The following is a 25,306-nucleotide window of genomic DNA, read 5'->3' on the forward strand; positions in this document are numbered from 1 at the left end:
CAAGACTATTATGCCACTCGTAGGGCGGGTGCAACCGTTCAGGGTGCTTCCATCGTCCATGAGACTCCAATGTCTCGCAGCCGTGCGGTGCCCTAGAGCTGCTTCGCCCTAGAGCTGCTTCCCGTGGTCGCTCGGGTCGGTCGAACAAGGACAGCTGTCCTGCTGGGCGGCGCGAAGATTTTCCCCGGCGCATCCCTCATGTTTTTCATGGGTGTGGTGATCCCGCGCCGAGATCGGTTCGGTTCCGCATCGAGATCGGTCCGGCGGAGCTGTGCCCCGACGAGTCGGGCATTCCTGCACGAGTCCGACGACGGCGTCGTCCAACTCATGCAGAAATGCAGCCCTCGCGCAGAAAAGCTCGACTCGATGGCACCTTGTCGACGCGGACCGCGGCGGCCTTGATCTCCAAAAGTGTCCAAATCTGCCGCAAAGGCGGTTCTTGTGCACTCGAAGGCATGGGAGATCCGCCTGATTCCAACGATCTGCAGTGCGGTGCATGGTGCAGAACAATCCCTTTGTGGCAGATTTGGACACGCTCCGCCCGAACGATCCTGTTACGTCTCAGAAGTCCCACGCGCCTCACCGGGCGGGTGCACCCGTCTCCTCGTGCCCCATCAGGAGAACCCGCTCCCACCCTCGATCTCACTTCTCCACTGCACCGGTCCCCGGACGTGCTCGTAGCGCCGTCGTCGCCGTGACCTCAATTCTCGCCCTCCGCAGAGGAACCCGACGAGAACGCCTCAAGGGGGGAGTCGGGCGGTCAGTGCGTGGATGAGGGCCGCGACCGACGGATCCGCGACCATCGCCCATTCCCCTCTGCTCAGACCGATGACGACGTCGACGACTCGGAGGACAGCTCAGCCGGGAGCCCCGCCGTCGTCCTCCTCCGCCATGCGGATCTCCCACCGGCCGCTGCCGCGAGCAGTCCGCGTGGGCACTCTGATCATGCCCTCCTGGGCGATGGTGGACACGAGCCGCCCGGAGGAGTCGAAGACCTCCGCCCGGACCATCGCCCGCCCGCCCTGCGAGCTCGGCGAGTCCTGGACGAAGAGCAGCCAGTCGCACACGTCCACGTCCCGGTGGAACCACTGGGTGTGGTCGAGAGTCGCCAGGCTCATCCCCTTGCTGCGCCAGCTGAGCCCCTGACTGCGCAGCGCCGGCTCCAGCATCACCTGGTCGCACATGTAGGTCAGCAGCGCCCTGTGCACCGTCTGCGAGGCCCCGGCCGGGACGCGCCCGCGCGAGCGCGCCCACAGGTGCTGGACGCCGCTCCGCTCCTCGTCGGGACTCAGATAGACAGTGCCCTCGACATGTCGCAGGTCGAAGGCCGCCGTGCGTCCGAGGAACTTCGCCACCGGGTGGTTGACGGTCCTGAAGAGCTCCAGCGCACTCGTCAGCTCCTCGGGGCGCGGCACCTCGGGCGCCCCGATCTGAACATCGGCGCCGCCCTGAGTCTCCTGGAATGAGGAGATCATGGTCAGGATCGGCACCCCGCCCTGCGAGGCCGTGGTGCGCCGCTGCGAGAAGGACCTGCCGTCATGGAGTCTCTCGACGGCGAAGCGCACCGGCATGTCGGGCCTGCCCCCGCGCATGAAGTAGGCGTGCACCGAGTGGGGCAGGCGCTCGCCATCGCCGTCGTCCACCAGAGTGGCGGCCCCGGCGAGCAGCCCCTGCGCCACTACCTGACCGCCGTAGATGCGCCCGGAGAGCTGGGGCAGGGACTCGCCCGTGAAGGCGTCCTCCGCCGCGCACCCGTCTCCGTCGTGGACCTCCTCGCTCAGGGCCAGGACCCGGGTCACTGAGCCCAACGGCTCCTCGGTGGCGACGGGGACCGGGTACGGCGTCGTCACAGGCCGAGTTCCTCCAGGATCGGCAGCTCGGCGCGCACGGCGGTCCGGGCGTCGTCAGCGGTCCTGGCGTTGATCGCCAGCTCGGCCAGGCGCTGGCAGTCGGCGAGGTCCACGGACTTGAGCACGGCGTCGACGTCGGGCAGGGCGCGGGCCGTCATCGACAGGCTCGCCACGCCCAGACCCACCAGGACGACGGCGAGCGCCGGGTCGGCGGCGGCCTCGCCGCACACGCCCACCGGGCGGCCGTGGGGGGAGGCGCCGTCGCAGGCGGCCTTGATCAGACGCAGGACCGCGGGCTGCCAGCCGGTCGACAGATCCGCCAGGGAGGACAGGAGCCGGTCCGCCGCCATGACGTACTGCGTGAGGTCGTTGGTGCCGATGGAGGCGAAGTCGGCGTGCTCGAAGAGCTTGTCCGCCATGAGCGCGGCGGACGGCACCTCGATCATCATGCCCGCGGTCCTGAGCCCGTAGGAGCGCGCCTTGTCGGTGAACGCCTTGGCCTCGTCGGCGGTGGAGATCATGGGGGCCATGACCCACACCTTCGCCTCGGTGGCGGCCTCGGCCTTGGCGAGGGCCTCGAGCTGGTGCTCCAGGACCTCGGGGTCGCGTCGCGCGGTGCGGTAGGCGCGCACGCCGAGCGCCGGGTTGGCCTCAGTGGCGTCGGTGAGGAAGGGGAGCGGCTTGTCGGCCCCGGCGTCGAGGGTGCGCACGACGACCTTCTTGCCGGGGAAGGCCTCGAGCACGCCGCGGTAGGCCTCCACCTGCGCCTCGATCGTGGGCTCCTCGGGCTGGTCGAGGAAGCAGAACTCGGTGCGGAACAGTCCCACGCCCATGGCGCCCGCCTTCGCGGCGCTGCGGGCCCCCGCGGCCTCGCCGACATTGGCCAGCAGCTGGACCTCATGGCCGTCCTTGGTGGCGCCGTCGCCGTGGAAGACGCGCACCCGGCTGGCGAGCTCGCGGGCCCGGCGCAGGGCCTCCTCCGTCGGGTTGAGGGTGACGGTGCCCTTGGTGCCGTCGACGAGGACGATGTCGCCGTCGTGAAGCTGGTCGATGACCTCCGTGCCGGTGCCGACGATCGCCGGTATGCCGAGCGCGCGGGCCAGGATCGCGGTGTGCGAGGTGGGGCCGCCCTCGGAGGTGATGAAGGCGACGACCTTCTCGGGATCGAGTAGGGCCGTGTCGGCGGGCGCGAGATCCTCGGCGACGAGGACGAAGGGCTCGGGCAGGTGCGGGATGCCCGGCATGGGGGAGTCGGTGAGGACGGCGACGATGCGGTCGCGCACGTCCGCCACGTCGCGGGTGCGCTCGGCCATGTAGCCGCCCAGGGACTCGAGCATACCGGCGAGGGTGTCGGCGGCCTCCCACACGGCGCGCTCGGGGACGAGCTTGCGCTCGCGGACCTTGGCCTGGGCCGACGTGGTCAGAGTCGGGTCGGCGGCCATCTGGGCCGTGGTCTCCAGCAGAGTGCGTCCATCGCCCTTGGCCTCGGCCGCGGAGAGCTCGAGGTTCTTCTTGACCCTCTGAGCGGCTTCGGCGATGCGGTCGCACTCCTTCTCGGGGTCTCGATCGGAGTCGAGCGTGGCGATCTCGGGCTCGGTGATGCCCGGTGCCATGCAGGCAACGGGGCCGGCGATGAGCCCGGGGCTCACGCCAATGCCGGTCAGGGACGACGTGGGTGTTGCGTCGGACGGGGCCATGCGGTGCTCCTCAACAGCGATGGAGGCGAGTATCACGCTCCATTGTGCCCCGGAGGAGCGGTGGATGGAGCGTTTCCGCCGTCGGATGAATGACGATTGACACCGGGGCGCCTCGACGAGACCCCGATCGGCCCTCGGCGGAGGGCCTGTCCGACGGGAGGCGTTCCACCTAGGATAAAGTGATACCGAGCACGGAGATGACGAGCCGTCGCGCGGCGTCCGTGGGCGCCCTCGAACGCCCACGGACGCCACCGGGTCGAGTCTCACGAGGAGCCATGAGGAGCACAGAATGAGCACTGCTGAACAGATCGTCACCGGCCTGGGGGGCCGCGAGAACATCTCGGATCTCGAGCCCTGCATCACGCGTCTGCGCGTCGAGGTCGTGGATCAGGAGAAGGTCGATGAGGAGGCCCTGCGGGCCGCGGGCGCCTTCGGGGTCGTCCGCTCCGGCCGCGTCGTGCAGGTCGTCGTCGGGCCGGCGGCGGACGACCTCGCGGGCGAGATCGCGGGCCTGGACTGAACCGCGGCGCTCGTGGCCCCGCCGTCCGCCGCTCGACCGTGGGTGCGGACGGCGGGCGGCCGAGGAGGAGGCGAGTAGGAAAGGCGCGTCGCGACTAGTAATGCGCCGCCAGGTGTGAAACGCTTGCTGCAACGGATGGCTGCCGCTCGATCGTCCAGTCGCATTGTCGCGCTGGCACGGTCGGGCGAGCCGTCGCTCACCACACCATCCCCATAGGGACCACCCTCGCGCCCACGCGACCGACCAACGAGAAGCCACGCCATGACTGAGTCCATCGCCGCATCCGAGCCCGCGGGCGAGCGCCTGAAGAGGCTCGCCGAAGCACACGGAGTCTCCACCGAGTACTGGGACTACCACGGCAACCTCGCCGCCCCGTCCCGGGCCACGCTCGTCGCCGTCCTGGCGGCGCTGGGCGTCGATGCCGGCACCGACGAGGAGGTCGAGGCCTCCCTGATGGAGGCCGACCTCGCCCCCTGGCGGCTCACGTTGCCGCGCGTCGTCGTCACCCGGGCCGGCTCCTCGGGCTCCGTGCCGGTCCATCTGCCCGACGGCGCCTCCGTGCGGGTGCGCGTCGAGCTGGAGGGCGGCGGCAGGTGGGACCTGTCCCAGACCGATGAGTGGACGCTCCCGCACGATGTGGACGGGGCCCTGATCGGCCGGGCGTGCTTCGCCCTGCCGGCCGATCTCCCCCTGGGATGGCACACCCTGGTCGCGGAGATCGACGCCTCCCCGGCGCGCGAGGCGTTCTCGGCGACCGCGCCGCTGGCCGTCACCCCGGAACGACTGGAGCTGCCGGCGGCCCTGGGACTGCGGGGCTGGGGAGCGATGGCGCAGCTGTACTCCGTGCGCTCGCACGGCTCATGGGGCATCGGGGACGCGGACGACCTCACCGAGCTGGTCAGCTTCCTGGGGGACGAGGGCGCCGACTTCCTCCTCATCAACCCGCTGCACGCCGCGGAGCCGGCCGGTCGCATGACTCCGTCGCCCTATCTGCCGGTGACCAGGCGCTTCGTCAACCCCATCTACATCCGTCCCGAGGCGATCGGGGAGGTCGCTCGCCTGTCCGGGCCGCGCCGCTCCCTGGTCCAGTGGGCCTTCGAGGAGGTCTCGGCGACCGATCTCAGCGCGGAGCCCATCGACCGTGATGCCGTCTGGAAGGCCAAGAGAGAGGCCCTCGAGGTCATCTTCGCCGCCGGGCGCTCCCGGGCGCGTCAGCGCGACTTCGAGCGCTTCCGCGCCGAGCAGGGCGAGGGGCTGGAGCGCTACGCCCTGTGGTGCGCCCTGACCGAGAAGTACGGCGCGCTGGTGGACTGGCCCCATACCCTCAAGGACGCCTCGAGCGCCTTCGTCGCCAACGAGGCCCGAACCCTGACCGAGCGCATCGACTTCTACGCCTGGATGCAGTGGATCGTCGATGAGCAGCTGGGCCGTGCGCAGGCGGAGGCCAAGGCCTCCGGCATGAGCCTGGGAGTCATGGACGATCTGGCCGTCGGCGTGCACCCGCACGGAGCCGACGTGTGGAGCGATCCGGAGTCCTTCGCCCGGGGCATCGAGGTCGGCGCCCCGCCGGACATGTACAACCAGCTCGGCCAGAACTGGTCCCAGCCCCCGTGGAGCCCCGTGCACCTGGCGGAGACGGCCTACGCGCCCCTGCGCGACATGGTGCGCACGGTCCTGCGCCACGCCGGCGCGCTGCGCATGGATCACATCGTCGGGCTGTTCCGCCTGTGGTGGATCCCCCGGGGCATGCGGGCCGATCAGGGCGCCTACGTCCGCTACGACCACGAGGCCATGGTCGGCGTGGTCCTGCTGGAGGCCCACCGCGCCGGTGCCGTCATCATCGGCGAGGACCTGGGCACCGTCGAGCCCTGGGCGCGCGACTACCTCGCCAGCCGGGGCGTGCTCGGCACATCGGTGCTGTGGTTCGAGAAGCAGCACGACGGTTGGCCGCTGCAGCCCGCCGCCTACCGGCGCCTGGCCCTGTCCACCGTCAACACCCACGACCTGCCGCCCACCGCCGGATACCTCGCCGATGAGCACGTGGCCCTGCGCGAGCGGCTCGGGCTGCTCACCGAGCCCGCCGAGCGGGTTCGCGCCGAGGCCCGCCTGGAGCGCGAGCGGATGATCACCCGGCTGCGCGAGCACGGGCTGCTGGACGACGACCCCTCGGAGCGGGAGATCGTCGAGGCCCTGCACCGCTACGTGATGCGCACCCCCTCCGCGCTGGTCGGCGTGGCCCTCGTCGATGGCGTCGGCGAGCGGCGCACCCAGAACCAGCCGGGCACCGATCAGGAGTACCCGAACTGGAAGATCCCGCTCGCCGACGGCTCGGGCAGCGTCGTCCTGGTCGAGGACCTGCCGGACAACGTCAGGCTGAGCAGCCTGCTGGCCGCCGTCCGCGAGGAGATGAAGCGCTGAGGCGCCGCTGAGCCGGGGCGCCCCGCCCCTTTTCGCCGAGATCGGTCCGGTTCCGCACCGAGATCGGTCCGGTTCCGCACCGAGATCGGTCCGGTTCCGCACCGAGATCGGTCCGGTTCCGCACCGAGATCGGTCCGGCGATTCTCGTTCAGGCCCAGGTGCAGGCCGCGGCCCCGCTGGCGAGTGCCTCGCCCGCGCGTGCGGTCGTCAGCGCCTCCTTCTCGGCCTCCAGCGCGACCACCGGAACGATCGGGTCGTATCCGCGTGCCTCGATCCTCGTGGGGGACCAGGTCACCACCGGGTCGCCGACGGCGACCGCGCTGCCCTCGGCGGCGTGGACCGCGAAGCCCTCTCCGCTCAGCCGGACCGTATCGAGGCCGAGATGGACGAGCACGCCGCGCCCCTCCGGGGACACGACGACGTAGGCGTGCGGGTGGACCTTGGACAGGGTGCCGGAGATCGGCGCGACGGCGGTGACGGCACCGCCGTCGCGGTCGGGATCGATGGCCAGTCCGGGGCCGACGAGTCCGCCCGAGAAGACGGGGTCGGGGACGTCCTCGATGGCGACGACCCTTCCCGCCAGCGGGGCCCGGACGACCAGGCTCATCGCAGGTCCTCGATCTCCTCCGCGATCGTGTCGGCGTTGGGCCCGACGACGACCTGGGCGACGGCGCCGACCATGAGCACGCCGTGCGCGCCCGCGGCCTTGAGCCCGGCCTCGTCGACGAGCGAGGCGTTCTCCAGCTCGCACCGCAGGCGGGTGATGCAGGGTTCGATCTCGATGATGTTGTCGAATCCCCCGAGGGCCTTGACGATGCTCTGTGCCTGATCGGTCTGGGACTGGGGCATGGCGCGATGTCCTCCTGTGTCGGCCGGCCGCAGCCGGGCTCGGTGAATGACGAGGAGAATGCTATGGCCTTCGGGCGACGAGGTCGGGGAGGCGGCGCCCGGCTCGCGGGGGCGATGTCGCACCCCGTTGCCTTTACCTTATTGATATGAGTCATACGATTCGTCGGGGCGTGATGTGCTTTACAGTCTGCACAGCGTCTCACTTGCCAGGGAGAGCTGGTCCGGACGAGCCCATCGGCGGGCGCGCGTCTCGTCGTCTCCCTCAAGAGCGATGCGCTCCCGGTGCGGCGACGTGGCCCACCATCCCGGAACCGGAGAGAGGAGAACCGTGTCTGACGAGAAGAAGAGGGGCGGCGCCTTCGCGCTCGCTCAGCGGCTCGGACGTTCGCTCATGCTCCCCATCGCGACGCTGCCGGCCGCCGGCCTTCTCATGCGCCTGGGCCAGGCGGACATGCTCGGCTCCGACTCCCACGGCGGGGGTCTGTCCTCGCACGTGCCCTGGATGCAACCGGTCGCCGACGTGCTCGTCGCCTCCGGCAACGCCGTCTTCTCCCACCTGCCCCTCATCTTCGCCGTCGGGGTCGCCGTCGGGGTCGCCAGGAGGTCGGATGGCTCGACGGGCATGGCCGGCCTGTTCGGCTACATCGTGTACGAGGGCGTCCTCGGCGCCCTGGCCCCCCACTGGGGGACGGGCGGCGCGACGCCGGAGCACAACACCATCGACTACGGCGTGCTCGGCGGCATCGTCATCGGGATCATGTCCGCCGTTCTGTGGGAACGGTTCCATCGGGTCGCACTGCCCGACTGGCTCGCCTTCTTCGGCGGTCGCCGCTTCGTGCTGATCGTCACCTCACTGGCGGCGATCGGCGTCGCGCTGGTCATGGGCGCTCTCTACCCGGTCTTCAACTGGCTCATCAACGACCAGCTCGGCGGCTGGCTCATGAGGGCGGGCGCTGAGGGCGGCGCCTCGGCGGTCCTGGCGACCTTCGTCTTCGGCGTCGTCAACCGCCTCCTCATCCCCTTCGGCCTGCATCACCTGCTCAACTCCATCCCGTGGTTCCAGCTCGGAACGTGCACGGATGCCGACGGGCAGACCCTCCACGGCGACCTCACCTGCTTCTTCTCCGGAGTCGACGGCACCAACGCCTGGACCGGTTCCTTCATGACGGGGTTCTTCCCGATCATGATGTTCGCCCTGCCGGCCGCGGCCCTCGCCATCTGGCACACGGCCCGCCTCTCCAGGCGCAGGGCCACCGGGGCCCTCATGATCTCCGTCGCCCTGACCGCCTTCCTCACCGGCATCACCGAGCCTCTGGAGTACGCCTTCGCCTACGTGGCCTTCCCCCTGTACGCGGTTCACGCGGTCCTCACCGGCACCTCACTGGCCCTGGTCAACGCCCTGGGCATCAAGGACGGATTCGCCTTCTCCGCGGGGGGCATCGACTACCTCATCAACCTCGGCAAGTCCGCCGAGCTCTCGGGCGGCTACCTGGCCGGCCCGATTCTTCTGGCCGCCATCGGCCTGGCGTACGGCGTCGTGTACTACCTGCTGTTCCGGTTCCTCATCGTCCTGATGGGCTTCAAGACTCCCGGACGCGACGACTCCGACCTCGATGCCCTCGAGCCAGCGGCGGCGGACGAGCCCGATCGGGCGACGGCGGCGCGCACGCGCCTGCGGATGCAACGGCGCAGGGGCGTCGTGACCGCCTGAGCCGGGCGCCGGCCCCGATCGAGGGGGCCGGAGCCCGGTCGGCTCCTGCGATGGCGCGGGCCGGCGACGTCCGGCGGCGCAGGGCCGAGGCGGCTGGGGCGCCCGGCCGGCGCTCCCTCCCGTCAGCCCGCGGCGGCCTCGCGGGCCTGGGCGCCGGCCACCCGGCGGGTGTCGTCGAGGTTCTCCGAGATGATCCGGCGGAAGGCCGCCGGCGCATCCTCGTGGGAGGCCAGCCAGCCCTCCAGGGCGCCGATCGGGTCCGCGCCGTCGAGCCCCACCGTCGCGGGGGACCACAGGGCGGTGAGCAGGTTCTCGGCCATGTGGAAGGTGCGCGTGTCCCAGATGGCGTCCGCCTGGCGGACGTACTCCTCGATGAAGGGGACGAGCAGCCCGGGATCGCGCTCGACGTCGTTGAAACCGCGCAGGGTCTTGACCTGAGTCTCGTTGGGCATGGAGGCGTCCTCCACGAGCGTGCGCCAGGTCTCGGACTTGGCCTCGGCGGTCGGCACGGCGGCCCGCGCCTGCGCGGCGCGCTCGCGTCCCGTCGTCGTCAGGTCGCGGGCCTCCTCGGCGGCGATCTCGGTCTCGCCCGCGCGGCCCGCGGCCACGAGCCCGATGAGCAGCTCCCAGCGCAGGTCCTGGTCGACGACGAGACCCTCGGGGACGTCCGAGCCGGCGAGCCAGGCGGCGACGACGCCGGTCTGCTCGTCCGTGACCGCGTGGGCTGCGACGGCGCGCACCAGCTGGAGCTGTTTGTCGCTGCCGGGCTCGGCGTTCCCGGCCAGGGCCAGCAGGGCACCGGCGGAGCCGGGAGCGGCGGCTCGGCGGTCGTCCGGGGGCAGGTAGAGGGACAGGCAGGTGGTGATCCGCGCCAGGAGGCCCTGGATGACCGAGGAGTGCGTCTCGACGGCGAGCGCGTCGAGGGCGGCGGCGAGGTAGCGCGAGGACGGCAGCTCGGCATCGCGCACCATGTCCCAGGCCGAGGCCAGGACGACGGAGCGCGGCAGGGACTCGGCGAAGGCGCCCACGTGCTCCAGACCGGCGGCCAGGGAGTCCTCGTCCAGGCGCACCTTGGCGTAGGTGAGATCGTCGTCGTTGAGGACGAGGACGTCGGCGCGGCGCGTGCCGACCAGCCCGGGGACCGGAGTGCGCTCCCCGTCCACGTCGAGCTCGATGCGTCCGGTGCGGGTCAGGACGGCCTGGTCGCCTCGGCCGGTCAGCGTGTAGGAGCCGATCGCCACCCGGTGCGGGCGCAGCGAGGCGGGGGAGCCCGTCGGGATCTCCTGCACGACCTCGGCGGAGGTGATGACGCCGTCATCGTCGGTGGTGAGCGACATGCGCAGGGTGGTGACCCCCGCCTCCTGAAGCCACACCCGCGTCCACGCGCCCAGATCGCGTCCCGAGACCCTCTCCAGCTCGGCGAGCAGGTCGGTGAGCGTGGCGTTGCCGTAGGCATGGGCGGCCAGGTAGTTCTTGATGCCCTCGAAGAAGCTCTCCCGGCCCACGTAGCCCACGAGGGCCGCCAGCACGGAGGCCCCCTTGGCGTAGGTGATGCCGTCGAAGTTGACCTCGACGTCGTGCAGGTCGTTGATCTCGGCGGCGACCGGGTGGGTGGAGCTCAACTGGTCCTGGTTGTAGGCCCAGCCCTTCTCGATGGTCTGGAAGGTGGTCCAGGCGTCGGAGAAGCGGGTGGTCTCGGCGACGGCGAGGGTGGAGGTGTACTCGGCGAAGGACTCGTTCAGCCACAGGTCGTTCCACCACTTCATGGTCACCATGTCGCCGAACCACATGTGGGCGAGCTCGTGGAGGATGGTGACGGCGCGGCGCTCCACGCGGGCCTCGATGGGCCGGGAGCGGAAGATGTAGTCGTCGCGGTGGGTCACGCACCCGGCGTTCTCCATGGCGCCGGCGTTGAACTCGGGCACGAAGATCTGGTCGTACTTCGCGAAGGCGTAGGGGGTGCCGAAGAGGTCCTCGTAGTAGGCGAAGCCCTCGCGGGTCATCTCCAGGATCTCGTCGGCGTCCATGTGATCGAACAGCGAGGCGCGGCAGTGGACGCCCAGCGGGACGACGCGTCCGTCGGCGGCCCGGTACTCGCCGGTGGCCCCCCGGTAGGGACCGGCGACGATGGCGGTGATGTAGGAGCTGATCGGCTCGGTGGGGGCGAAGGCGAAGACGCGCGCGCCGTCCCGGGCCGCCGGCGAGGGGGTGGGGGAGTTGGACAGGACCGTCCAGCCCTCGGGCACGGTCACCGTGAAGGCGAAGGGGGCCTTGAGATCGGGCTGCTCGAAGACGGCGAAGACCCGGCGGGCGTCGGGCACCTCGAACTGGGTGTAGAGGTAGGTCTCGGAGTCGGCGGGGTCGGTGAAGCGGTGCAGGCCCTCCCCGGTGTGCATGTAGGCGCAGTCGGCGACGACCGTCAGCTCGTTGTCGGCCTCCAGGTCGCCCAGCACGATACGGGAGTCGATATAGGTCTCGGCCGGGTCGAGCTCGCGGCCGTTCAGGACGATGGAGCGCACCCGCGGGGCGATCAGGTCGATGAACGTGACGGCTCCGGGCTCGGCCGAGAAGCGCGCGGTCGTCGTCGAGCGGAAGGTCTTGCGCGCCGGATCGGCGGCGCCGGACAGGTCGAGGGCGACGTCGTAGCTCGTGGCGGTCACGAGGCCGGCGCGGGCGGCCGCCTCGTCGCGGGTCAGGTTCTGACCGGGCATGGGTGCTCCTTGCGGTTCGGGGAGGTTGACGCCGCACCGGTGGCGGGCCGTCGTGGGCCGGGGCGGTGCGGAACTGCGGGCCATCCTCTCATCGGGGCCGCGGTCGGATGAAATGAGCCCGTCCCATCAGCCCGTCGCGGCCCAGCCGGCCGGGGCGCGGCGGTCGAGCCGGGTGCGCAGCAGGGCGACGGCGTGTCGCGGCTCAGTCCGCCGGGGCGCAGTTCCCGGGCTCGTAGCCGTGCTCGGCGAGCACGGCGCGGGTCTCCTCGGTGGGCAGGGCTATGAAGGAGTCGCCCTGCGTGGGAGCGGGGACATCGACGAGCGTGACGGCGTCGGCACCGGCCCGGGCCGCGGTGCCGCCCAGCGTGGCGAGGTCGAGCAGGCCGGTGCCGTCGTCGACCCCCAGGTTGCCGCTGAGAGTCCAGGCCAGCCGGTGCGCCGCGAAGGGGTTGCGAGCGCGGTCGCGCATGGCGCCGACGAGGGCCTTCATGACGACGCCGGTGTACTGGCTGCGTCGCTGCGCGCCCTCGGAGTCGGACAGCACGACCCACGCGCCGTCGCGGTGGACCTCGGGATGCCGGGAGCGGACCAGGGCGAGTGCGTCGATGCCGGACAGGGTCCGGGGGCCGGCCTCGGGGATGTCGAGACCGGCGTTGGCGTCCCGGACGGGCTCGTCGAGCGCGACGTCGAGGCCGCCCATGGAGTCGATAATGGCGGCGAACTGGGCCATATCGACAATGACCAGGTGCGTCGTGGCGATGCCGAGCTGGGTGCACAGCAGATCGACGGTGTTCTGCGCGCCGTCGAGGTAGGAGGTGGCGAGTCTCTGACTCGTGAGGAAGGTCGGGCCGATGGTGAGGTCCCGGGGCAGGGCGAGGACGGTGAGTCCGTCCGCGGTGGGCCGCACGAGGGCCAGGACATCGGCGCGGGAGCCGCCCCCGGTGTCCTCCACGGTGCCGTACCGGTCGGGGCCCGCGGGGAGGGTCTCGCGCGAGTCGGTGCCGACGACGAGCCACGTCTCGTCGTTCGCAGCGCCTGTCGAGGTGGCGTCCGCGATGGCATGCGGCATGCGGACCTCGGTGCGGCCGAGCCTGGCGGACATGAGGCCGACGTCGCCGACGGCGAGGGCCAGGACCAGAATCAGGGCGAGGGCGGTCGCGGCCAGGAGCGGGCGTCGCCGACGGAAGACCCCCGCTCGGGTGCGTGCGGCGACGAGGGCCGCACGCACCCGAGCGGGGGCTGTGCGATGGGCGGGCGTGTCGGAGTGCGTCATCACCCGCACATTACGCGGGACTCATGCCTTGCGGCGCGAGGCGAGAACGACGGCGCCGGAGGCCAGGAAGCCGGCGGCGACGAGGACGACGCCGAGGTCGGCACCGGTGTTGGCGAGGCCCTTCTTGGCGGGAGCCGAGGCGGCCGCCTTGGTCTCGGCGGGCTTGGGCTCGGCAGCGGGCTTCTTGGCCGGAGCCGCCTGGTCATCGGTGCCGGGGTCCGCCGGGGCCGCCGGGTCCTCGACGCCGGGCGCGGGCTGCTGGGCGTTGTCGTCGCCTCCGGCCTGGCCGGTCCCGCTGCCGTCGTCGACGTAGTACATCTTGCCGCTCTTGACGAGGACGTTCTGGAACCAGGCGTGCTCGCCGTAGGCGATGCCGAAGACGCCGGCCTTGTACCTGCCGTCGGGCACGTCGACGGGGGCGGTGAAGCGGTGGGACACGGCGCCCTTGGCGTCGGCGGTGAAGGTCGACAGGACGGTGAAGTCGCCCTCGACCGGGCCCGTCTCACTGTTGTAGGCGTTCTCCGGCACGAGGCGGAAGGTGGCCTCCTCGTTGGGGGCGAAGCCGGTGACCTCGACCGCGATGGTCTGGGAGCCGTCGGCCTCGGAGGTCAGCGTGTAGGAGCCGTCGAGCGTCGTGGAGTCCGCCTGGAGGGACAGCCCGAGGGACTTGATGGTGTTGTTGTTGTAGTCGAGGCAGGCGAAGGAGAGGGTGGTCCTCTGCTGATCCTTCACGCCGGCGGCGGCCAGGTTGATCGTCGCGCTCCACGAGCCGTCGGAGTTGACCGTGCCGGTGCCCTGGGCGCCCTGCCCGCCCTCGCCGACGGCCCACATGAGGCTGGTCTGCTTGGAACTGCTGTCGGATCCGTCGGGGCCGTCGGGGGCGACGCAGCCGGTGCCGGAGACGGTGAAGGGCACGCTCGGGTCGGCGACGCCCGTGTAGTCGTTGTTGACCGTGAAGCCGTCCTCCTCGTCGGCGAAGGCGGGGGTGGAGACGGCGGAGCCGGCGACGACGAGGGCGGCGGCAGCACCTAGGGCGGCAGCGGAGCGTCCGAGACGCATGAGTCCTCCAAGGGGATGATCGGGTTGGGTTGTTGGCCATCACGGTGCTGCTGCACCGATCCGGGTCTCACTCTCTCTCACTCGAGGGCAGGACACAAGTCCACAACATCTCGAACACAGGCTCAACATGCGTATCACTAGTCACATCAGTCACAGGAGTCCCAGATATGTGGGACTTCGGTCCTAAAATTCACCAGATGGTGATGCGTTTCTCGGGCGCCAGCCACAGGGCGTCGTCCCCGGTCACGCCGAAGGCCTCGTAGAAGGCGTCCATGTTGCGCACGATGCCGTTGCAGCGGAACTCGTTCGGGGAGTGCGGGTCGATGGTGAGCAGCAGCTCGGCGTAGTCGTCGCGGTTCCGGCCCCTCCAGATGCGCGCCCAGGAGCAGAAGAAGCGCTCCAGCGCGCTCAGGCCGTCGATGACCGGCGCCTCCTCGACCGACTCGATGCCCGCCTCGGCCAGCGCCAGCCGGTAGGCCTTGAGCGCGATCCCCAGGCCCCCGAGATCCCCGATGTTCTCGCCGATCGTCAGCGCGCCGTTGACGTGCGGGACTGCGGAGACGTCCTCGCCCGCGGCCTCGGCCCGGGCTACGAGCAGCGCCGGCCGATAGGCGCTGTACTGGTCGATGAGCGCCCTGGTGCGCGCCGTGAAGGCCTCGCGGTCGGCGGGGGTCCACCAGTCGGACACCTTGCCGGTGCCGTCGAAGGTCGAGCCCTGGTCGTCGAAGCCATGCCCGATCTCGTGGCCGATGACCGCGCCGATGCCGCCGTAGTTGACGGCGTCGTCGGCCTCGGGGTCGAAGAAGGGCGGCTGGAGGATCGCCGCGGGGAAGACGATCTCGTTCATCGTCGGGTTGTAGTAGGCGTTGACGGTCTGCGGCGTCATGTGCCACTCGCCCCGGTCCACGGGCTCGGACAGCTTGCGCAGATCGCGGGCCAGGTCGACGTCCTCGACCGAGCGCACCGAGGCGATGACGTCCCCGGGCGTGACGACGACCGCGGAGTAGTCGCGCCAGGTGTCCGGATAGCCGATCTTGGGCGTGAACATGGCCAGCTTCTCCAGAGCGCGCTCGCGGGTGGCCGGGCTCATCCACTCCAGGGACGAGATCGACTCCCGGTAGGCCTCGATGAGGCGCTCCACCAGCGCCTTCATCCGCTCCTTGTGCGCGGGAGGGAAGTGCCGTTCCACGTAGAGCTCTCCCAGGGCCTCGCCCATGGCGCCCTCGACCAGGCCGACGGCGCGCTTCCACCGCGCCCGGAGCTCGTCGACTCCCTGCAGGGTGCGGGAGTAGAAGTCGAAGTTCTCCTCCACGAAGGCCCGTGACAGCAGGGTCGCACGGCCGTGGACCACGTGCCACGCCGCCCACGCGCGCAGGCCCTCCAGGTCCGACTCCTCCCACACCCGCGCGGCATGGGGCAGGTAGTCGGGCTGCTTGACGATCGCGCGGTCGAGCAGCGTCGTCGGGGCCGCGCCCGCGGCCGCGGCCGCCCGGTTGATCCCGGAGCGCCAGGCCTCCCACGGGAAGGCCGGGGCCGAGGCGGTCAGCTCGGCCCAGGTGCGCGGGTTGTTCATCCTCTCCACGTCGCGGCGGGCGACACGGTCCCAGTGCCCGGCGGCCAGGGCGGTCTCCAACGCCATGATTCTCGCGGCCAGCTCGTCGGCCTCGGCACCGAGCCGCTCCGGCAGTCCCGCCAGCTCCAGCATGCGCGCGATGTGCGCCGTGTAGGCCTCGCGGACCTCGGCGCGCTCGTCCTGACGGTAGTACGACTCGTCGGGAAGGCCGAGCCCGGACTGCCCCACCCAGGTGGTGTAGTGGTCGGGGTCGTTGAGGTCGACGTCGACATCGACGGCGACCGGGCCCATGAAGCCGGCGGTGATCCTCTCTCCCAGCGCCCGCGCCAGGGCCTCCTCGTCGTCCGCCTCCAGGACGGGGGCGAGTTCGTCCCGCAGCGGCGCGGACCCCAGCTCCTCGATGCGCTCCTCGTCGAGGAAGGAGGCGTACAGGGAGGCGATCTTCGCTGAGGACGTGACTGGCGCGGTCCCTCCGTCGGCCCGGGCGGCGAGGTCGTCGAGGATGTCGCGGCAGGCGGCCTCCGCCGCGTCGCGCAGGACCACGAAGGAGCTGATGCCCGGGCGGTCGGCGGCGATCCGCGCGTTGGCGAGCCACGTGCCGTTGACGTGGCGGAAGAGGTCGTCCTGAGGCCGCACGGCGGGGTCGATGGCCGAGGCCTCGAGCACGCCGCCGCGTGCGGGGGCGGTGCCCTGGAGGGCGGCCGAGCCCGCGGGATCCGATGGGCTCGCTGGGTTCGCGGGGGCCGCTGGGTTCGCGGGCGCCCCGGAGCCCTCGGTGCTCTCGGCCGGGACGTGCGCCGCCGAAGCGGGGGAGTGAGTCGTCATGGAGTCACGCTAACGTGGGCCACGGCCGCGCATCGGCGCCGCCGATGCGCGGCCGGAGACTGTTCGCGTGAGGCACAATCCGGCCGTCACCGGTTCCTCCTGGTCGTCTCGCACCACGTTCCCCGCGTCTCGCACCACCGTCGCCGCTTACTCCTGCCGCCGCCTGTCGCGCGGGTCCGTCGGTTCCTCCTCGCCGCCCCGGAGGTACACCGCCAGCAGGGCGTACGCCGCGGCGCCCAGCCAGAGGGCGACGGAGGGAGCCGATGCCGCATCGAGGCTCAGAGCCGGCCAGCTGCCCGCCACTGCGCCGAGCGCCCCACCGGCCCGGCACCAGACGGTGTCGTTCACGAACTCCTCGCCCTGCGGCTGCACCTACTGCTCCCCGATCAGCACGCTCACGATCCCCCATGCGCACGGCTGGGCGATCACGAGCCCGGTCGCACCGAGGACCGGGCCGCGTCCGGGCAGGAGCAGGGCGGACGCGGATAGCGCGACGGCCCCTGCGACGCAGCACGCGAGGCCCGTCGCCCTGGCGCCGTAGCGGGCGCGTGATACCCGGCTGATCTGGGTCCCGCACTGGCCCCCGCGCCCATCGCCACCAGGGGCCGGACGTAAGCGGAATGCCCGTCATGCGCTCCGACGTGGATCGGCGCGTAGACCGCGGTGAGGCCCATGATGACGGCCCTTCCGCCCCGTGCATCTCCTCGGACACATCCAGTACGAGGGGGATGGGTGAGGCGAGGATCAGGTAGGCGACGACAACATATCCGACGTGAATCCCACTGACGATGGAGTCGATAGCCACTGCCAGAAGGAGGACGTCGTAGCACTCGCAGAATAGGGGTACCCGTCCTGGGCGCCAGTTCGCGACGAGTCTCACCGCAAGGGGAGCGAGCAGATCCTCGATATTCGTGAGCGTCGCGTCGAAGGCGATCCAGGCCGGTGGCAGGAGCGAGGCGACGGCCATAGCCCACGCCGTCCTCTCGACGGGGCCGTCACGGTGCCCGGTTGTCCAAATCTGCCACAAAGGGCTCGTTCTGTACCATGCGGCGCACTGCGGATCGTTGATATCACGCGGATCGTTCATGTCTTCGGGTGCACAAGAACCGCCTTTGCGGCAGATTCGGACACGTCCCCGCCCGGACGAGTCCTGTTACGTCTCAGAAGTCCCATGCGCCCCACCGGGAGGGTGCGCTTCTTCCCGGGTCGGTCCGCCGTGTCGCCCTCGCGCTCCTCGTGGGTACGCGCATCGGCATCGCCGGAGCGCAGTCGAAAATCGCTCGCGTGAGGCACAATCCGCTCATGCGTATTCACATCGGTACCGACCACGCCGGATTCGAGCTCAAGAACCATCTGAAGGACCACTGGAGACGGGCCGGCCACGAGGTCGTCGATCATGGCAGTCACGAGTACGACCCCGGCGACGACTACCCCGAGTTCTGCTTCGCCTGCGCCGAGGGCGTCATCGCGGACCCCGGCAGCCTCGGCGTCGTCCTGGGCGGCTCCGGCAACGGCGAGCAGATCGCCGCCAACAAGGTCGATGGCGTGCGCGCCGCCCTCGTGTGGTCCGTCGAGACCGCGCGCCTGGCTCGTCAGCACAATGACGCCAACGTCGCCGGCTTCGGTGTGCGCCAGCACTCCGTCGAGGAGGCCCTGACGATCCTCGACGCCTTCATCGCCGAGTCCTTCTCCGGCGACGCTCGCCACCGCGCACGGATCGACCAGGTGCGCGATTACGAGCGCACCCATCACGAGGGGGTCTGACCCCAGCGGTAGGGGGCCGGCCCCGGCTCCGTCCTGACTCCTCCGTCCCGGCTCCGTTCCGGCCGTGGCCCGATTCTGCTCCGGCCAGGGGCTCGGGTCCGAGGCGAGGCCGCCTCGAATCCCGACTCCGCGGTGCCGCCGCTCCGGCATCCGCGGAGGCTCGGGTAGCGTCCGACCCATGCCGGAAGGACACACCATCCATCGACTCGCGGGCGCTCTCGCCGAGCTCTACGGCGGTCGGCGCCTGCGGGCGCTCTCCCCGCAGGGGCGCTTCGCCGACGGCGCCGCCCGGCTCGACGGTCAGGTCCTCCTGGGCGCCGAGGCACACGGCAAGCACCTTCTCCTGGCCTTCGGGCCCCGGTCCGACGTGCCGCTGGGCGCCGAGGCCGTCACCTGGCTGCGCATCCACCTGGGGCTGTACGGCTCGTGGACCTTCGACGGCGACTCCGCCTTCACCGCTCCGCACGCCATCGGCGCCCCGCGCAGACGGGTCGGCGAGCGCGGGGAGCACGCGCTGCGGCACGGGGGCGGCTCCGCGCTCACGGGCCTGAACGGCGGTGACGAGACGGACCCGGGAACCGCTGATGCGCCGGCCGCGCCCGAGCCGGGGCGGTGGAGCCCTCCCGAGCCCCGTGGCGCCGTGCGGCTGCGTCTGCTCGGGGAGCACGGCGTGGCTGATCTGACAGGACCGGCGGCCTGCGAGCTTCTCGACGCCGAGGGCGTCGCCGCCGTGCACCGGCGCCTGGGTCCCGACCCGCTGCGCGCCGACGCCGACCCGGACGAGTTCATCGCGAGCGCGCGGCGTCGTCGGAAGGCGATCGGGGAACTGCTCATGGACCAGTCGGTCATCTCCGGAGTGGGCAATATCTTCCGCGCCGAGACGCTGCTGCGCTGCGGGATCAGTCCTTTCCCCGCGGGCAACCGGCTCGGCGAGGAGCGCCTGCGCGCCGTATGGGACGACCTCGTCCCGCTCATGGAGTACGGCGTGGCCACCGGCTTCATCACCACCGTCGATCCCGATGACGTCCCCGATCCGCTGCCCGACGGCGACGAGGAGGCCGGGCGCTGGTACGTCTACCACCGCACCGGGCGGCCCTGCCTGAGGTGCGGCACCCCGGTGAAAGAGCGGGAGGCGGCCGGGCGACGGCTCTTCTGGTGCCCGACGTGCCAGGCCTGTTGACGCTCGTCTCCTTCTCGCGGCCTTCGTCGAGTTCGGTCGGGTTCCGCGTCGAGATCGGTTCGGTTCCGGCTCGAGTTCGGTTCGGGGCGGGTGCTGTCAGGGTTTTGCCAGGTGGGGTGGGGGTGAATCTCCAGGGTGGTGGGGTTACATAGTGGTCGCCGTCGGACGGGGCGGGTCCTGAGGGTTGGGGAACCCGGTGAGGGATTCGCGTCGAGCGCTGCTGGGGTCCAAGGGAGCCCTGGTGGTGCGTTCCGGCGAAGGAGGCTCGTCCGGCCGGGAGTGGGAACCCGGTGCGGCGGTCTCGATGACGAGGGCCCGTGGGTCCGGGTCGCCGCCCCGGACCCACGGGCCGCACTCATGCACAACGGCGGAGGCGAGTGCGCGATCTCGTTCCCCGCCTCCCACCGCCGTCGGATGCGGCGTCAGATGTAGATCGTCGGATCCATCATGAGCTCGGGATCGGTGCGCGGGTCGCGCACGCGCGCCGGGACGCCCACGCCGACGTGATCGGCCGGCAGGTTCTTCACCAGCACCGCGTTGGCCCCGATCTTGGCATTGTCCTGCACCGTCACTGGGCCGAGCACCTTGGCGCCCGCACCGATCTGCACATTGTTGCCGATGGTGGGGTGCCGCTTGCCGGGGTTCATCGAGACCCCGCCCAGGGTGACGCCGTGGAACATGAGGACGTCGTCGCCGACCTCCGCGGTCTCCCCGATGACGACGCCCATGCCGTGGTCGATGAAGAACCGGTCGCCGATCCTCGCCGCCGGGTGGATCTCGATACCGGTGACGCCCCGCGCCGCCTGGGACAGGGCCCGTGCGGCGAACTTGTGGCCCGAGTTCCACAGCTTGTGCGCCGCGCGGTGCGCCCACAGGGCGTGCACGCCGGGGTAGAGCACGGCCACCTCGAAGTTGGAGCGCGCGGCGGGGTCGCGCCTGCGGGCCGTGGCCAGGTCCTCCCTGGCCAGCCTCCACAGTGAACGGGTCGGGTCGTGCATGGTGCTCCTCGGTATTCGGGTCGGTGGCGAGGCCGATGTCGGGCGGCACCGCCGGGATTCAGGGGTCTCAGGGATCGAGGATCGGATGCCGGATTCCTCGTCCGTGGCTGCCGTGGCTATCCGCGGCGCGGATGATTCCGGTGGAGCAACGCCGACGGCGGCGCTCCTGTTCCCAGGGGCGCCGCCATCGGACGACCCGCCTCAGAGCGGCGAAGGCCGACGTGCGGAGCTTCGACGGGCTCAACCGGCTGGCCCGGGTGAGGTACTCAGTTGAGGTACTCGGAGTACAGCGGAGTCGACAGGTAGCGCTCGCCGGTGTCGGGCAGCACGGTGACGATCGTCTTGCCGGCGAACTCGGGGCGCTGGGCGAGCAGGTCCGCGGCGGCCAGGGCGGCGCCGGAGGAGATGCCCACGAGGAGGCCCTCCTCGGCGGCGGCCCGGCGGGCGTAGACGATGGCGTCGTCCGACGGGACGTGGAGCAGCTCGTCCCAGATGTCCTGGTCGAGGACCTCGGGGACCACGTTCGGGCCCAGTCCCTGGATCTTGTGCGGAGCGGCGCGTCCCTCGCCGAGCAACGGCGACTCCGTGGGCTCCACCCCGAAGATCTTGGTGCGGGGCCGCTCCTTCCGCAGGATCTGGCCGACGCCGGTCAGGGTGCCTCCGGTGCCGATGCCGGCCACGAAGACATCGATATCGCCCGCCTGCTCCAGGAGTTCCCGCGCCGTGGTCTCCCGGTGGATCTCGGGGTTGGCCGGATTGGTGAACTGGGAGGCCAGGATCGAGTTGGGAGTGGCCGCCTGGATCTCCTCGGCGCGCTTGACGGCGCCGGCGACGCCGCCCTCGGTGGTGAGTACCAGCTCTGCGCCGAAGGCGCGCATGATCGCGCGGCGCTCCTTCGACATGGTCTCGGGCATCGTGATGACGACCTTGTAGCCCAGGGCCGCGCCGACCATGGCCAGGCCGACGCCCGTGTTGCCGCTGGTGGCCTCGATGATGGTGCCGCCCAGCGTGAGGTCGCCGGAGGCCTCGGCCGCGCGCACGATCGACAGGGCGATGCGGTCCTTGACGCTGCCGGCCGGCTCGAAGGCCTCGACCTTGGCCAGAACCGTGGCCGGGCCGGAGATGAGACGATTGATGCGCACCAGCGGGGTTCCGCCGACGGTTTCGGTGATGTTGGACAAGTAGGGCATCGTGCTTCTTCCTCGTGAGTGTCCCTGCGGGCGGGCTCGACGGCGCTGGGGCGCCGCGTTCGAGAGTGTCTGGAATGCCGGGTGGACCGGAAGACCGGGTCCGGGCGGGGCCGGCATGAGGCGGAGTGACGGTTCGCGGCCGTCGATGAGGGGGACTTGCCGGTCGTGCCGGTGGTGACGCGGCGTGAGTCTCGCCGGGGTCGTCCCATAGCGCCGGGCATGCGCGCAGCGACGCGCGCACAGTTGTCGTGGCCAGGCGCTCTATCGACACCGGGTGCACTCAGCGCAGTGAATGCACTGAGCGGTGGGCCGACAGCGGACCGACATCGCACGCATGACGCCGTTGGTCATCGTGGGGTCCTCCTTCTGCGGCCCGGGGCGACCCGCGGGGGCGGTCGCCTCTACAGTGCAGACCGTACCGCGGCGATGCGCGTCGTTGTCAAGACGTCTCGGGCGCACGCGCGTGATCCGCACGGCGGACGGCGAGCGGTTGATGAGCGGCGGCCCCGACGCCGACGATGAGGGAGCGGGGAAGCGGTGCCGTGCGACGCGGTTTCAGACGGGCAGCTCGACGACGCGCCGCCCGGCGCTGCGAGGCGCGGCGCTCCCCGCCGTCATGGCGGCCAGGAGCTCGGTGATCCGGGCGGCGTCGGGGGAGCCGGTGGCCAGGAGGAGGACCGCGTGGGTGGCGCCCCAGACGGTCTCCTCGACGGTGAGGTCGTGCTCTCCGCGCCCGCACGCGGCCCGCAACTCCGCCTCGATCCGGCCAGCGTCGGCCACCGGGAGCCGCACGTCCCACAGGTGGCGGGTCGTCAGACGGACTCGTTTCGCGGCGGCCAGGGCGCGGGCGGTCGCCTCCGAGTAGGCCCGCACGAGGCCGCCGGTGCCCAGGAGGACTCCGCCGAAGTACCGGGTGACGACGACGGCGGTCGCGGTCAGGTCCGCGGCCCGCAGCGTCTCGAGCATCGGCCGACCGGCCGTGCCCGGGGGCTCGCCGTCGTCGTTGGAGCGCTCGATCGGCAACGCGCCCGGGCTGGGGACCGTGTAGGCCGAGCAGTGGTGACGGGCGTCCGGGTGATCACCGCGCACCACGGCGATGAAGGCCCTCGCCTCCTCCTCGCAGTCCGCGCGCGCAGCGCGGGCCAGGAAGTGGGATCGCTTGATCTCCAGGTCGATCTCGGGCTGATCGCCCTGGGCCAGGGTGAGCGGCGAGTCGGACGGGGCGGCGCCGTCGGCCCCGGAGGCGGAAGTGAGCATGGTGCCATCGTGGCATGGCGGGACTGATCTCACACGCTCGCCGCCCCGTTCGGGCTGGAACGGCCTTGGACGATGTCGTTAAGGTATCCTCCGGTTCAGCTGTCGATGGATCGGACGATCCCAGGACTTTGGAGAGGAGCGGGCTCATGGCAGTGCCGAAGCGGAGGATGTCCCGCAGCAACACCCGTAACCGCCGCTCGCAGTGGAAGGCCAAGCTTCCCGAGCTCAACACCATCCGGGTCGCGGGTCGCGAGATCTCCGTGCCCCGCCGCCTGGTGAAGGCCTACAAGACTGGGCTCCTCGAGTACTGAGCCCTGTCCAGCGGATTCGCGCGGTTGGCCGTGGTCGATCGCATCGGGTCCGTCCATGCGGGTGTAGCTCAATGGTAGAGCCTCTGCCTTCCAAGCAGATTGCGCGGGTTCGATTCCCGTCACCCGCTCGGTGATCGAACCGGGCCGCTTCCGGCGCTGCGCTGGCGATCCGGTCCGTTTCTCACGGGGTATAGCGCAGCTTGGTAGCGCGCCTGCTTTGGGAGCAGGAGATCGTGGGTTCAAATCCCGCTACCCCGACCATCAAGTCTGGATTGCCGGGTGTTTTTTTGTGGTTCAGGCCGCCTTGCTCAGGCTCAGGAGTTCGCGTCCACCTCGTTGGGGGCGCGATATCCCAGGGCTGAGTGAAGGCGGCTATGGTTGTGTCCCGGCTCGATCCACGAGGCAATATCATTGATCGCCTTGTCCTTCGCGGGGTGCACCATGCGGTGGCTCTCTCATTCTTCAGTGCGGCGTTGAGCGACTGAAGCCCGGGCAACCCACCCGGTCGCTCCCCCGTGCGCCCCACCGGGGTCGAATGCTGTAGACCTTGAGGTGGTTCAGGAACTTCTGAGACGTGTACTGACCGCCACGGTCGGAGTGGAAGGTCGTCACGTCTTTCTCGATCGGGCACCTGCGCACGGTGACAATGAGTCTTGTTCCTGTTGTTTGGGTGCGCTGGTTCCGGTCTTCGGGGTTGGGGAGGGCGGGGTGATCTGGGCATGGTTGGGAAGGGCTGTTCCGGGGGAGTTTGCGGTGTCGGGCGGTGGGCCTGTACGAGATGGTACTGGGGGCGAGGGTGCGTGGGAGCGCCCGGGACCTGGGAATCGTGCATGGCGCGCTGCGCCGGTGGCCGGCCCGGTGGGGGCGGGCCGGCGCCCGGCCTGCTGCGCTCCAGCGCTTCCAGTACGTCCCAGCCGAGTGGCGCAGAGGAGCCTGCCTCGGAGGCGATCACCCGCCTGGAGGCTGCCAATGTCAGGCTTCGGGCCCGGAGAAGTCAAGCCCGGCCCGGGGAGCCGGTGGGATCCTTCGGTAGGCGGGCGGGCATGTTCCGCCGGTGGAGACGATCCGGTAGAGCCCGTGCTCCGGTTCGTTGAGGACCACCGAGATTCCTATGGGGTCAAGCGGCTGCGGGCTGGTCGAGCCGGCTTGCTCGTCTTATCTGCGCCTGGAGAGTCCGGCGCACCGGCCCGTCAGCGGCGCTGGGCCGCTGAGGCGGCCCTGACCGAGCTGATAACGCGCACCTGCACAGGGCCGACCTGGCCATGGGCTCGCCCAGGACCGATCGCCGAGCTTAACGAGACCGCCGAGCAGGCGGGCGGGCGCGTGAGCCGTCAGCGGGTTGCCCGACTGATGCGCACCGTGGGCGCCAACCGGCTACCGGCGACGGCGCCGGGTGCGCACCACCGTGCCGGACCGGATCGGGCTGGCGCCAGGTGCCCCAACCCGCTCGGGCGCGACGTCACGGCCTCTGGCCCCCAACCGCAGGATGCGTCGGCGATATTCCCCCACTGCGTGGGAGGCGCCCCTCCCGCCCGCCTCTGGTTGATGGGACGAACCTGTACCTGGCCGCTGTCATCGACTGCGCACGGCCGGCGCCCGGTCGGCCGGAAGTTGCGCGCCCACATGCGTAACACCCCCTGGCCATCGAGGCTCTCCAGCAGGCCGCGACCACACGCGGGAGGCCCGAAGGGGGCTGTATTCCATACTGACCACGGATCGCCCGCACCTCCAAGAGCCTTTCACGCCTGCGAGAGGCCCGGGACGACCCCGTCTGGGGTACGTGGTGTCTCGGACTGGGGATTTTTTCTTCCCGTTAGTCGATAGGATGGAGACCATACCAGCAGCAAAATACTCTGAGGGGTTCAAGGCCCAGGTCGTGCGTGAGGTGATCGAGAAGCACCGCACGATCGCCTCGGTGTCCGCCTCATAGAGCCTTGTGGCATAGAGAAGTGGGCAGCTGGGTCGCCAGGTACAGAAAGACTGTGCCACTGATCAGGGCCGGCAGAAGGCGCTCGAGTTGGCTTAAGAATCGCAAAACTCAGGGCGGAGAACAGGGAGCTGCGTGAGGAAAACGGGTTTCTGGAAAAAGCGGTCGCCTGGTTTGCGAAGGAACGGCCGTG

At 70.7% G+C, this 25,306-nt stretch carries 17 protein-coding genes, 2 tRNA genes and 1 pseudogene; 8 read left to right on the forward strand and 12 right to left on the reverse strand.

What is annotated here, in order from left to right; translation table 11 throughout:
• Positions 1-857 precede the first annotated feature (857 nt).
• Positions 858-1,850, reverse strand: a complete 993-nt coding sequence (locus G448_RS0100360) for an acyl-CoA thioesterase (RefSeq protein ID WP_026406344.1) — start codon at positions 1,848-1,850, stop codon at positions 858-860.
• Positions 1,847-3,547, reverse strand: coding sequence for a phosphoenolpyruvate--protein phosphotransferase (gene ptsP / locus G448_RS0100365; RefSeq protein WP_026406345.1), 1,701 nt, complete (start codon positions 3,545-3,547; stop codon positions 1,847-1,849). Before ptsP ends, G448_RS0100360 begins: the two co-directional genes overlap by 4 nt.
• 253 nt (positions 3,548-3,800) lie before the next feature.
• On the opposite strand from ptsP, the pseudogene G448_RS0100370 reads away from it, so the two are divergent.
• A pseudogene (locus tag G448_RS0100370) lies at positions 3,801-4,067 on the forward strand (PTS sugar transporter subunit IIB); the annotation flags it as partial.
• 261 nt (positions 4,068-4,328) lie between these two features.
• The gene (gene malQ, locus G448_RS0100375; protein WP_026406347.1) at positions 4,329-6,485 is read left to right on the forward strand and encodes a 4-alpha-glucanotransferase; all 2,157 of its coding nucleotides are present in this window, start codon (positions 4,329-4,331) and stop codon (positions 6,483-6,485) included.
• A gap of 148 nt (positions 6,486-6,633) precedes the next feature.
• Here malQ and G448_RS0100380 read toward each other — a convergent pair whose 3' ends face one another.
• Entirely contained in the window at positions 6,634-7,092 is a 459-nt protein-coding gene (locus G448_RS0100380) for a PTS sugar transporter subunit IIA (RefSeq protein WP_026406348.1), read from the reverse strand.
• Positions 7,089-7,334, reverse strand: a complete 246-nt coding sequence (locus tag G448_RS0100385) for a PTS sugar transporter subunit IIB (RefSeq protein ID WP_026406349.1) — start codon at positions 7,332-7,334, stop codon at positions 7,089-7,091. The genes G448_RS0100380 and G448_RS0100385 overlap by 4 nt, the downstream gene beginning before the upstream one ends.
• A 271-nt stretch (positions 7,335-7,605) precedes the next feature.
• Between G448_RS0100385 and G448_RS14510 the strand changes: the two genes are divergently transcribed.
• On the forward strand, positions 7,606-9,045 hold the full coding sequence (locus tag G448_RS14510; protein ID WP_051268462.1) for a PTS transporter subunit EIIC: 1,440 nt from the start codon (positions 7,606-7,608) through the stop codon (positions 9,043-9,045).
• Positions 9,046-9,167: 122 nt separating this feature from the next.
• Here the strand turns inward: G448_RS14510 and pepN are convergent, their stop codons facing one another.
• The 5 genes from pepN to G448_RS0100415 form a co-directional block, all read right to left on the reverse strand.
• Complete coding sequence (gene pepN / locus G448_RS0100395) at positions 9,168-11,756, reverse strand: aminopeptidase N (RefSeq protein WP_026406350.1); 2,589 nt, start codon at positions 11,754-11,756, stop codon at positions 9,168-9,170.
• Positions 11,757-11,958: 202 nt separating this feature from the next.
• Positions 11,959-13,029 carry an LCP family protein gene (locus tag G448_RS0100400; RefSeq protein ID WP_034493913.1) on the reverse strand — a complete coding sequence of 357 codons (1,071 nt, stop codon included), beginning with the start codon at positions 13,027-13,029 and terminating at the stop codon, positions 11,959-11,961.
• 21 nt (positions 13,030-13,050) lie between these two features.
• The gene (locus G448_RS0100405) at positions 13,051-14,088 is read right to left on the reverse strand and encodes a hypothetical protein (RefSeq protein WP_026406352.1); all 1,038 of its coding nucleotides are present in this window, start codon (positions 14,086-14,088) and stop codon (positions 13,051-13,053) included.
• 190 nt (positions 14,089-14,278) lie between these two features.
• Complete coding sequence (locus tag G448_RS14515; RefSeq protein ID WP_051268464.1) at positions 14,279-16,486, reverse strand: M13 family metallopeptidase; 2,208 nt, start codon at positions 16,484-16,486, stop codon at positions 14,279-14,281.
• Positions 16,487-16,633: 147 nt separating this feature from the next.
• Entirely contained in the window at positions 16,634-16,834 is a 201-nt protein-coding gene (locus G448_RS0100415; protein WP_156910875.1) for a hypothetical protein, read from the reverse strand.
• 954 nt (positions 16,835-17,788) lie between these two features.
• Here G448_RS0100415 and G448_RS0100420 point away from each other — a divergent pair.
• Both G448_RS0100420 and G448_RS0100425 read left to right on the forward strand, forming a co-directional pair.
• Entirely contained in the window at positions 17,789-18,250 is a 462-nt protein-coding gene (locus tag G448_RS0100420) for a ribose-5-phosphate isomerase (RefSeq protein WP_026406354.1), read from the forward strand.
• A gap of 178 nt (positions 18,251-18,428) precedes the next feature.
• Entirely contained in the window at positions 18,429-19,430 is a 1,002-nt protein-coding gene (locus tag G448_RS0100425; RefSeq protein ID WP_026406355.1) for an Fpg/Nei family DNA glycosylase, read from the forward strand.
• 422 nt (positions 19,431-19,852) lie between these two features.
• Here the strand turns inward: G448_RS0100425 and cysE are convergent, their stop codons facing one another.
• The 3 genes from cysE to G448_RS0100440 form a co-directional block, all read right to left on the reverse strand.
• Complete coding sequence (gene cysE, locus G448_RS0100430) at positions 19,853-20,428, reverse strand: serine O-acetyltransferase (RefSeq protein ID WP_026406356.1); 576 nt, start codon at positions 20,426-20,428, stop codon at positions 19,853-19,855.
• A 266-nt stretch (positions 20,429-20,694) separates the two neighbouring features.
• Positions 20,695-21,618 carry a cysteine synthase A gene (cysK, locus tag G448_RS0100435; RefSeq protein WP_026406357.1) on the reverse strand — a complete coding sequence of 308 codons (924 nt, stop codon included), beginning with the start codon at positions 21,616-21,618 and terminating at the stop codon, positions 20,695-20,697.
• 555 nt (positions 21,619-22,173) lie between these two features.
• Positions 22,174-22,875: an IMPACT family protein gene (locus tag G448_RS0100440; RefSeq protein WP_026406358.1), complete on the reverse strand. Its 702-nt coding sequence runs from the start codon at positions 22,873-22,875 to the stop codon at positions 22,174-22,176.
• A gap of 146 nt (positions 22,876-23,021) precedes the next feature.
• Between G448_RS0100440 and rpmF the strand changes: the two genes are divergently transcribed.
• From rpmF to G448_RS0100455, 3 genes are all read left to right on the forward strand, one after another.
• Positions 23,022-23,186 (forward strand): 50S ribosomal protein L32, encoded by a 165-nt coding sequence (rpmF, locus tag G448_RS0100445; protein ID WP_026406359.1) that lies wholly within the window; start codon positions 23,022-23,024, stop codon positions 23,184-23,186.
• Positions 23,187-23,243: 57 nt separating this feature from the next.
• Positions 23,244-23,314 (forward strand) — tRNA-Gly (locus G448_RS0100450).
• Between the two features lie 56 nt (positions 23,315-23,370).
• Positions 23,371-23,447 (forward strand) — tRNA-Pro (locus G448_RS0100455).
• Positions 23,448-25,306 lie beyond the last annotated feature (1,859 nt).

The organism is Actinomyces gerencseriae DSM 6844 (assembly GCF_000429265.1).
Lineage (GTDB): Bacteria > Actinomycetota > Actinomycetes > Actinomycetales > Actinomycetaceae > Actinomyces > Actinomyces gerencseriae.

Bases quoted from the DNA above. Each gene is read 5' to 3' on its own strand.
- ptsP (WP_026406345.1), bottom strand. From the start codon at position 3,547: ATGGCCCCGTCCGACGCAACACCCACGTCGTCCCTGACCGGCATTGGC.
- malQ (WP_026406347.1), top strand. From the start codon at position 4,329: ATGACTGAGTCCATCGCCGCATCCGAGCCCGCGGGCGAGCGCCTGAAG.
- G448_RS0100380 (WP_026406348.1), bottom strand. From the start codon at position 7,092: ATGAGCCTGGTCGTCCGGGCCCCGCTGGCGGGAAGGGTCGTCGCCATC.
- G448_RS0100385 (WP_026406349.1), bottom strand. From the start codon at position 7,334: ATGCCCCAGTCCCAGACCGATCAGGCACAGAGCATCGTCAAGGCCCTC.
- G448_RS14510 (WP_051268462.1), top strand. From the start codon at position 7,606: ATGCGCTCCCGGTGCGGCGACGTGGCCCACCATCCCGGAACCGGAGAG.
- pepN (WP_026406350.1), bottom strand. From the start codon at position 11,756: ATGCCCGGTCAGAACCTGACCCGCGACGAGGCGGCCGCCCGCGCCGGC.
- G448_RS0100400 (WP_034493913.1), bottom strand. From the start codon at position 13,029: ATGACGCACTCCGACACGCCCGCCCATCGCACAGCCCCCGCTCGGGTG.
- G448_RS0100405 (WP_026406352.1), bottom strand. From the start codon at position 14,088: ATGCGTCTCGGACGCTCCGCTGCCGCCCTAGGTGCTGCCGCCGCCCTC.
- G448_RS14515 (WP_051268464.1), bottom strand. From the start codon at position 16,486: ATGACGACTCACTCCCCCGCTTCGGCGGCGCACGTCCCGGCCGAGAGC.
- G448_RS0100420 (WP_026406354.1), top strand. From the start codon at position 17,789: ATGCGTATTCACATCGGTACCGACCACGCCGGATTCGAGCTCAAGAAC.
- G448_RS0100425 (WP_026406355.1), top strand. From the start codon at position 18,429: ATGCCGGAAGGACACACCATCCATCGACTCGCGGGCGCTCTCGCCGAG.
- cysE (WP_026406356.1), bottom strand. From the start codon at position 20,428: ATGCACGACCCGACCCGTTCACTGTGGAGGCTGGCCAGGGAGGACCTG.
- cysK (WP_026406357.1), bottom strand. From the start codon at position 21,618: ATGCCCTACTTGTCCAACATCACCGAAACCGTCGGCGGAACCCCGCTG.
- G448_RS0100440 (WP_026406358.1), bottom strand. From the start codon at position 22,875: ATGCTCACTTCCGCCTCCGGGGCCGACGGCGCCGCCCCGTCCGACTCG.
- rpmF (WP_026406359.1), top strand. From the start codon at position 23,022: ATGGCAGTGCCGAAGCGGAGGATGTCCCGCAGCAACACCCGTAACCGC.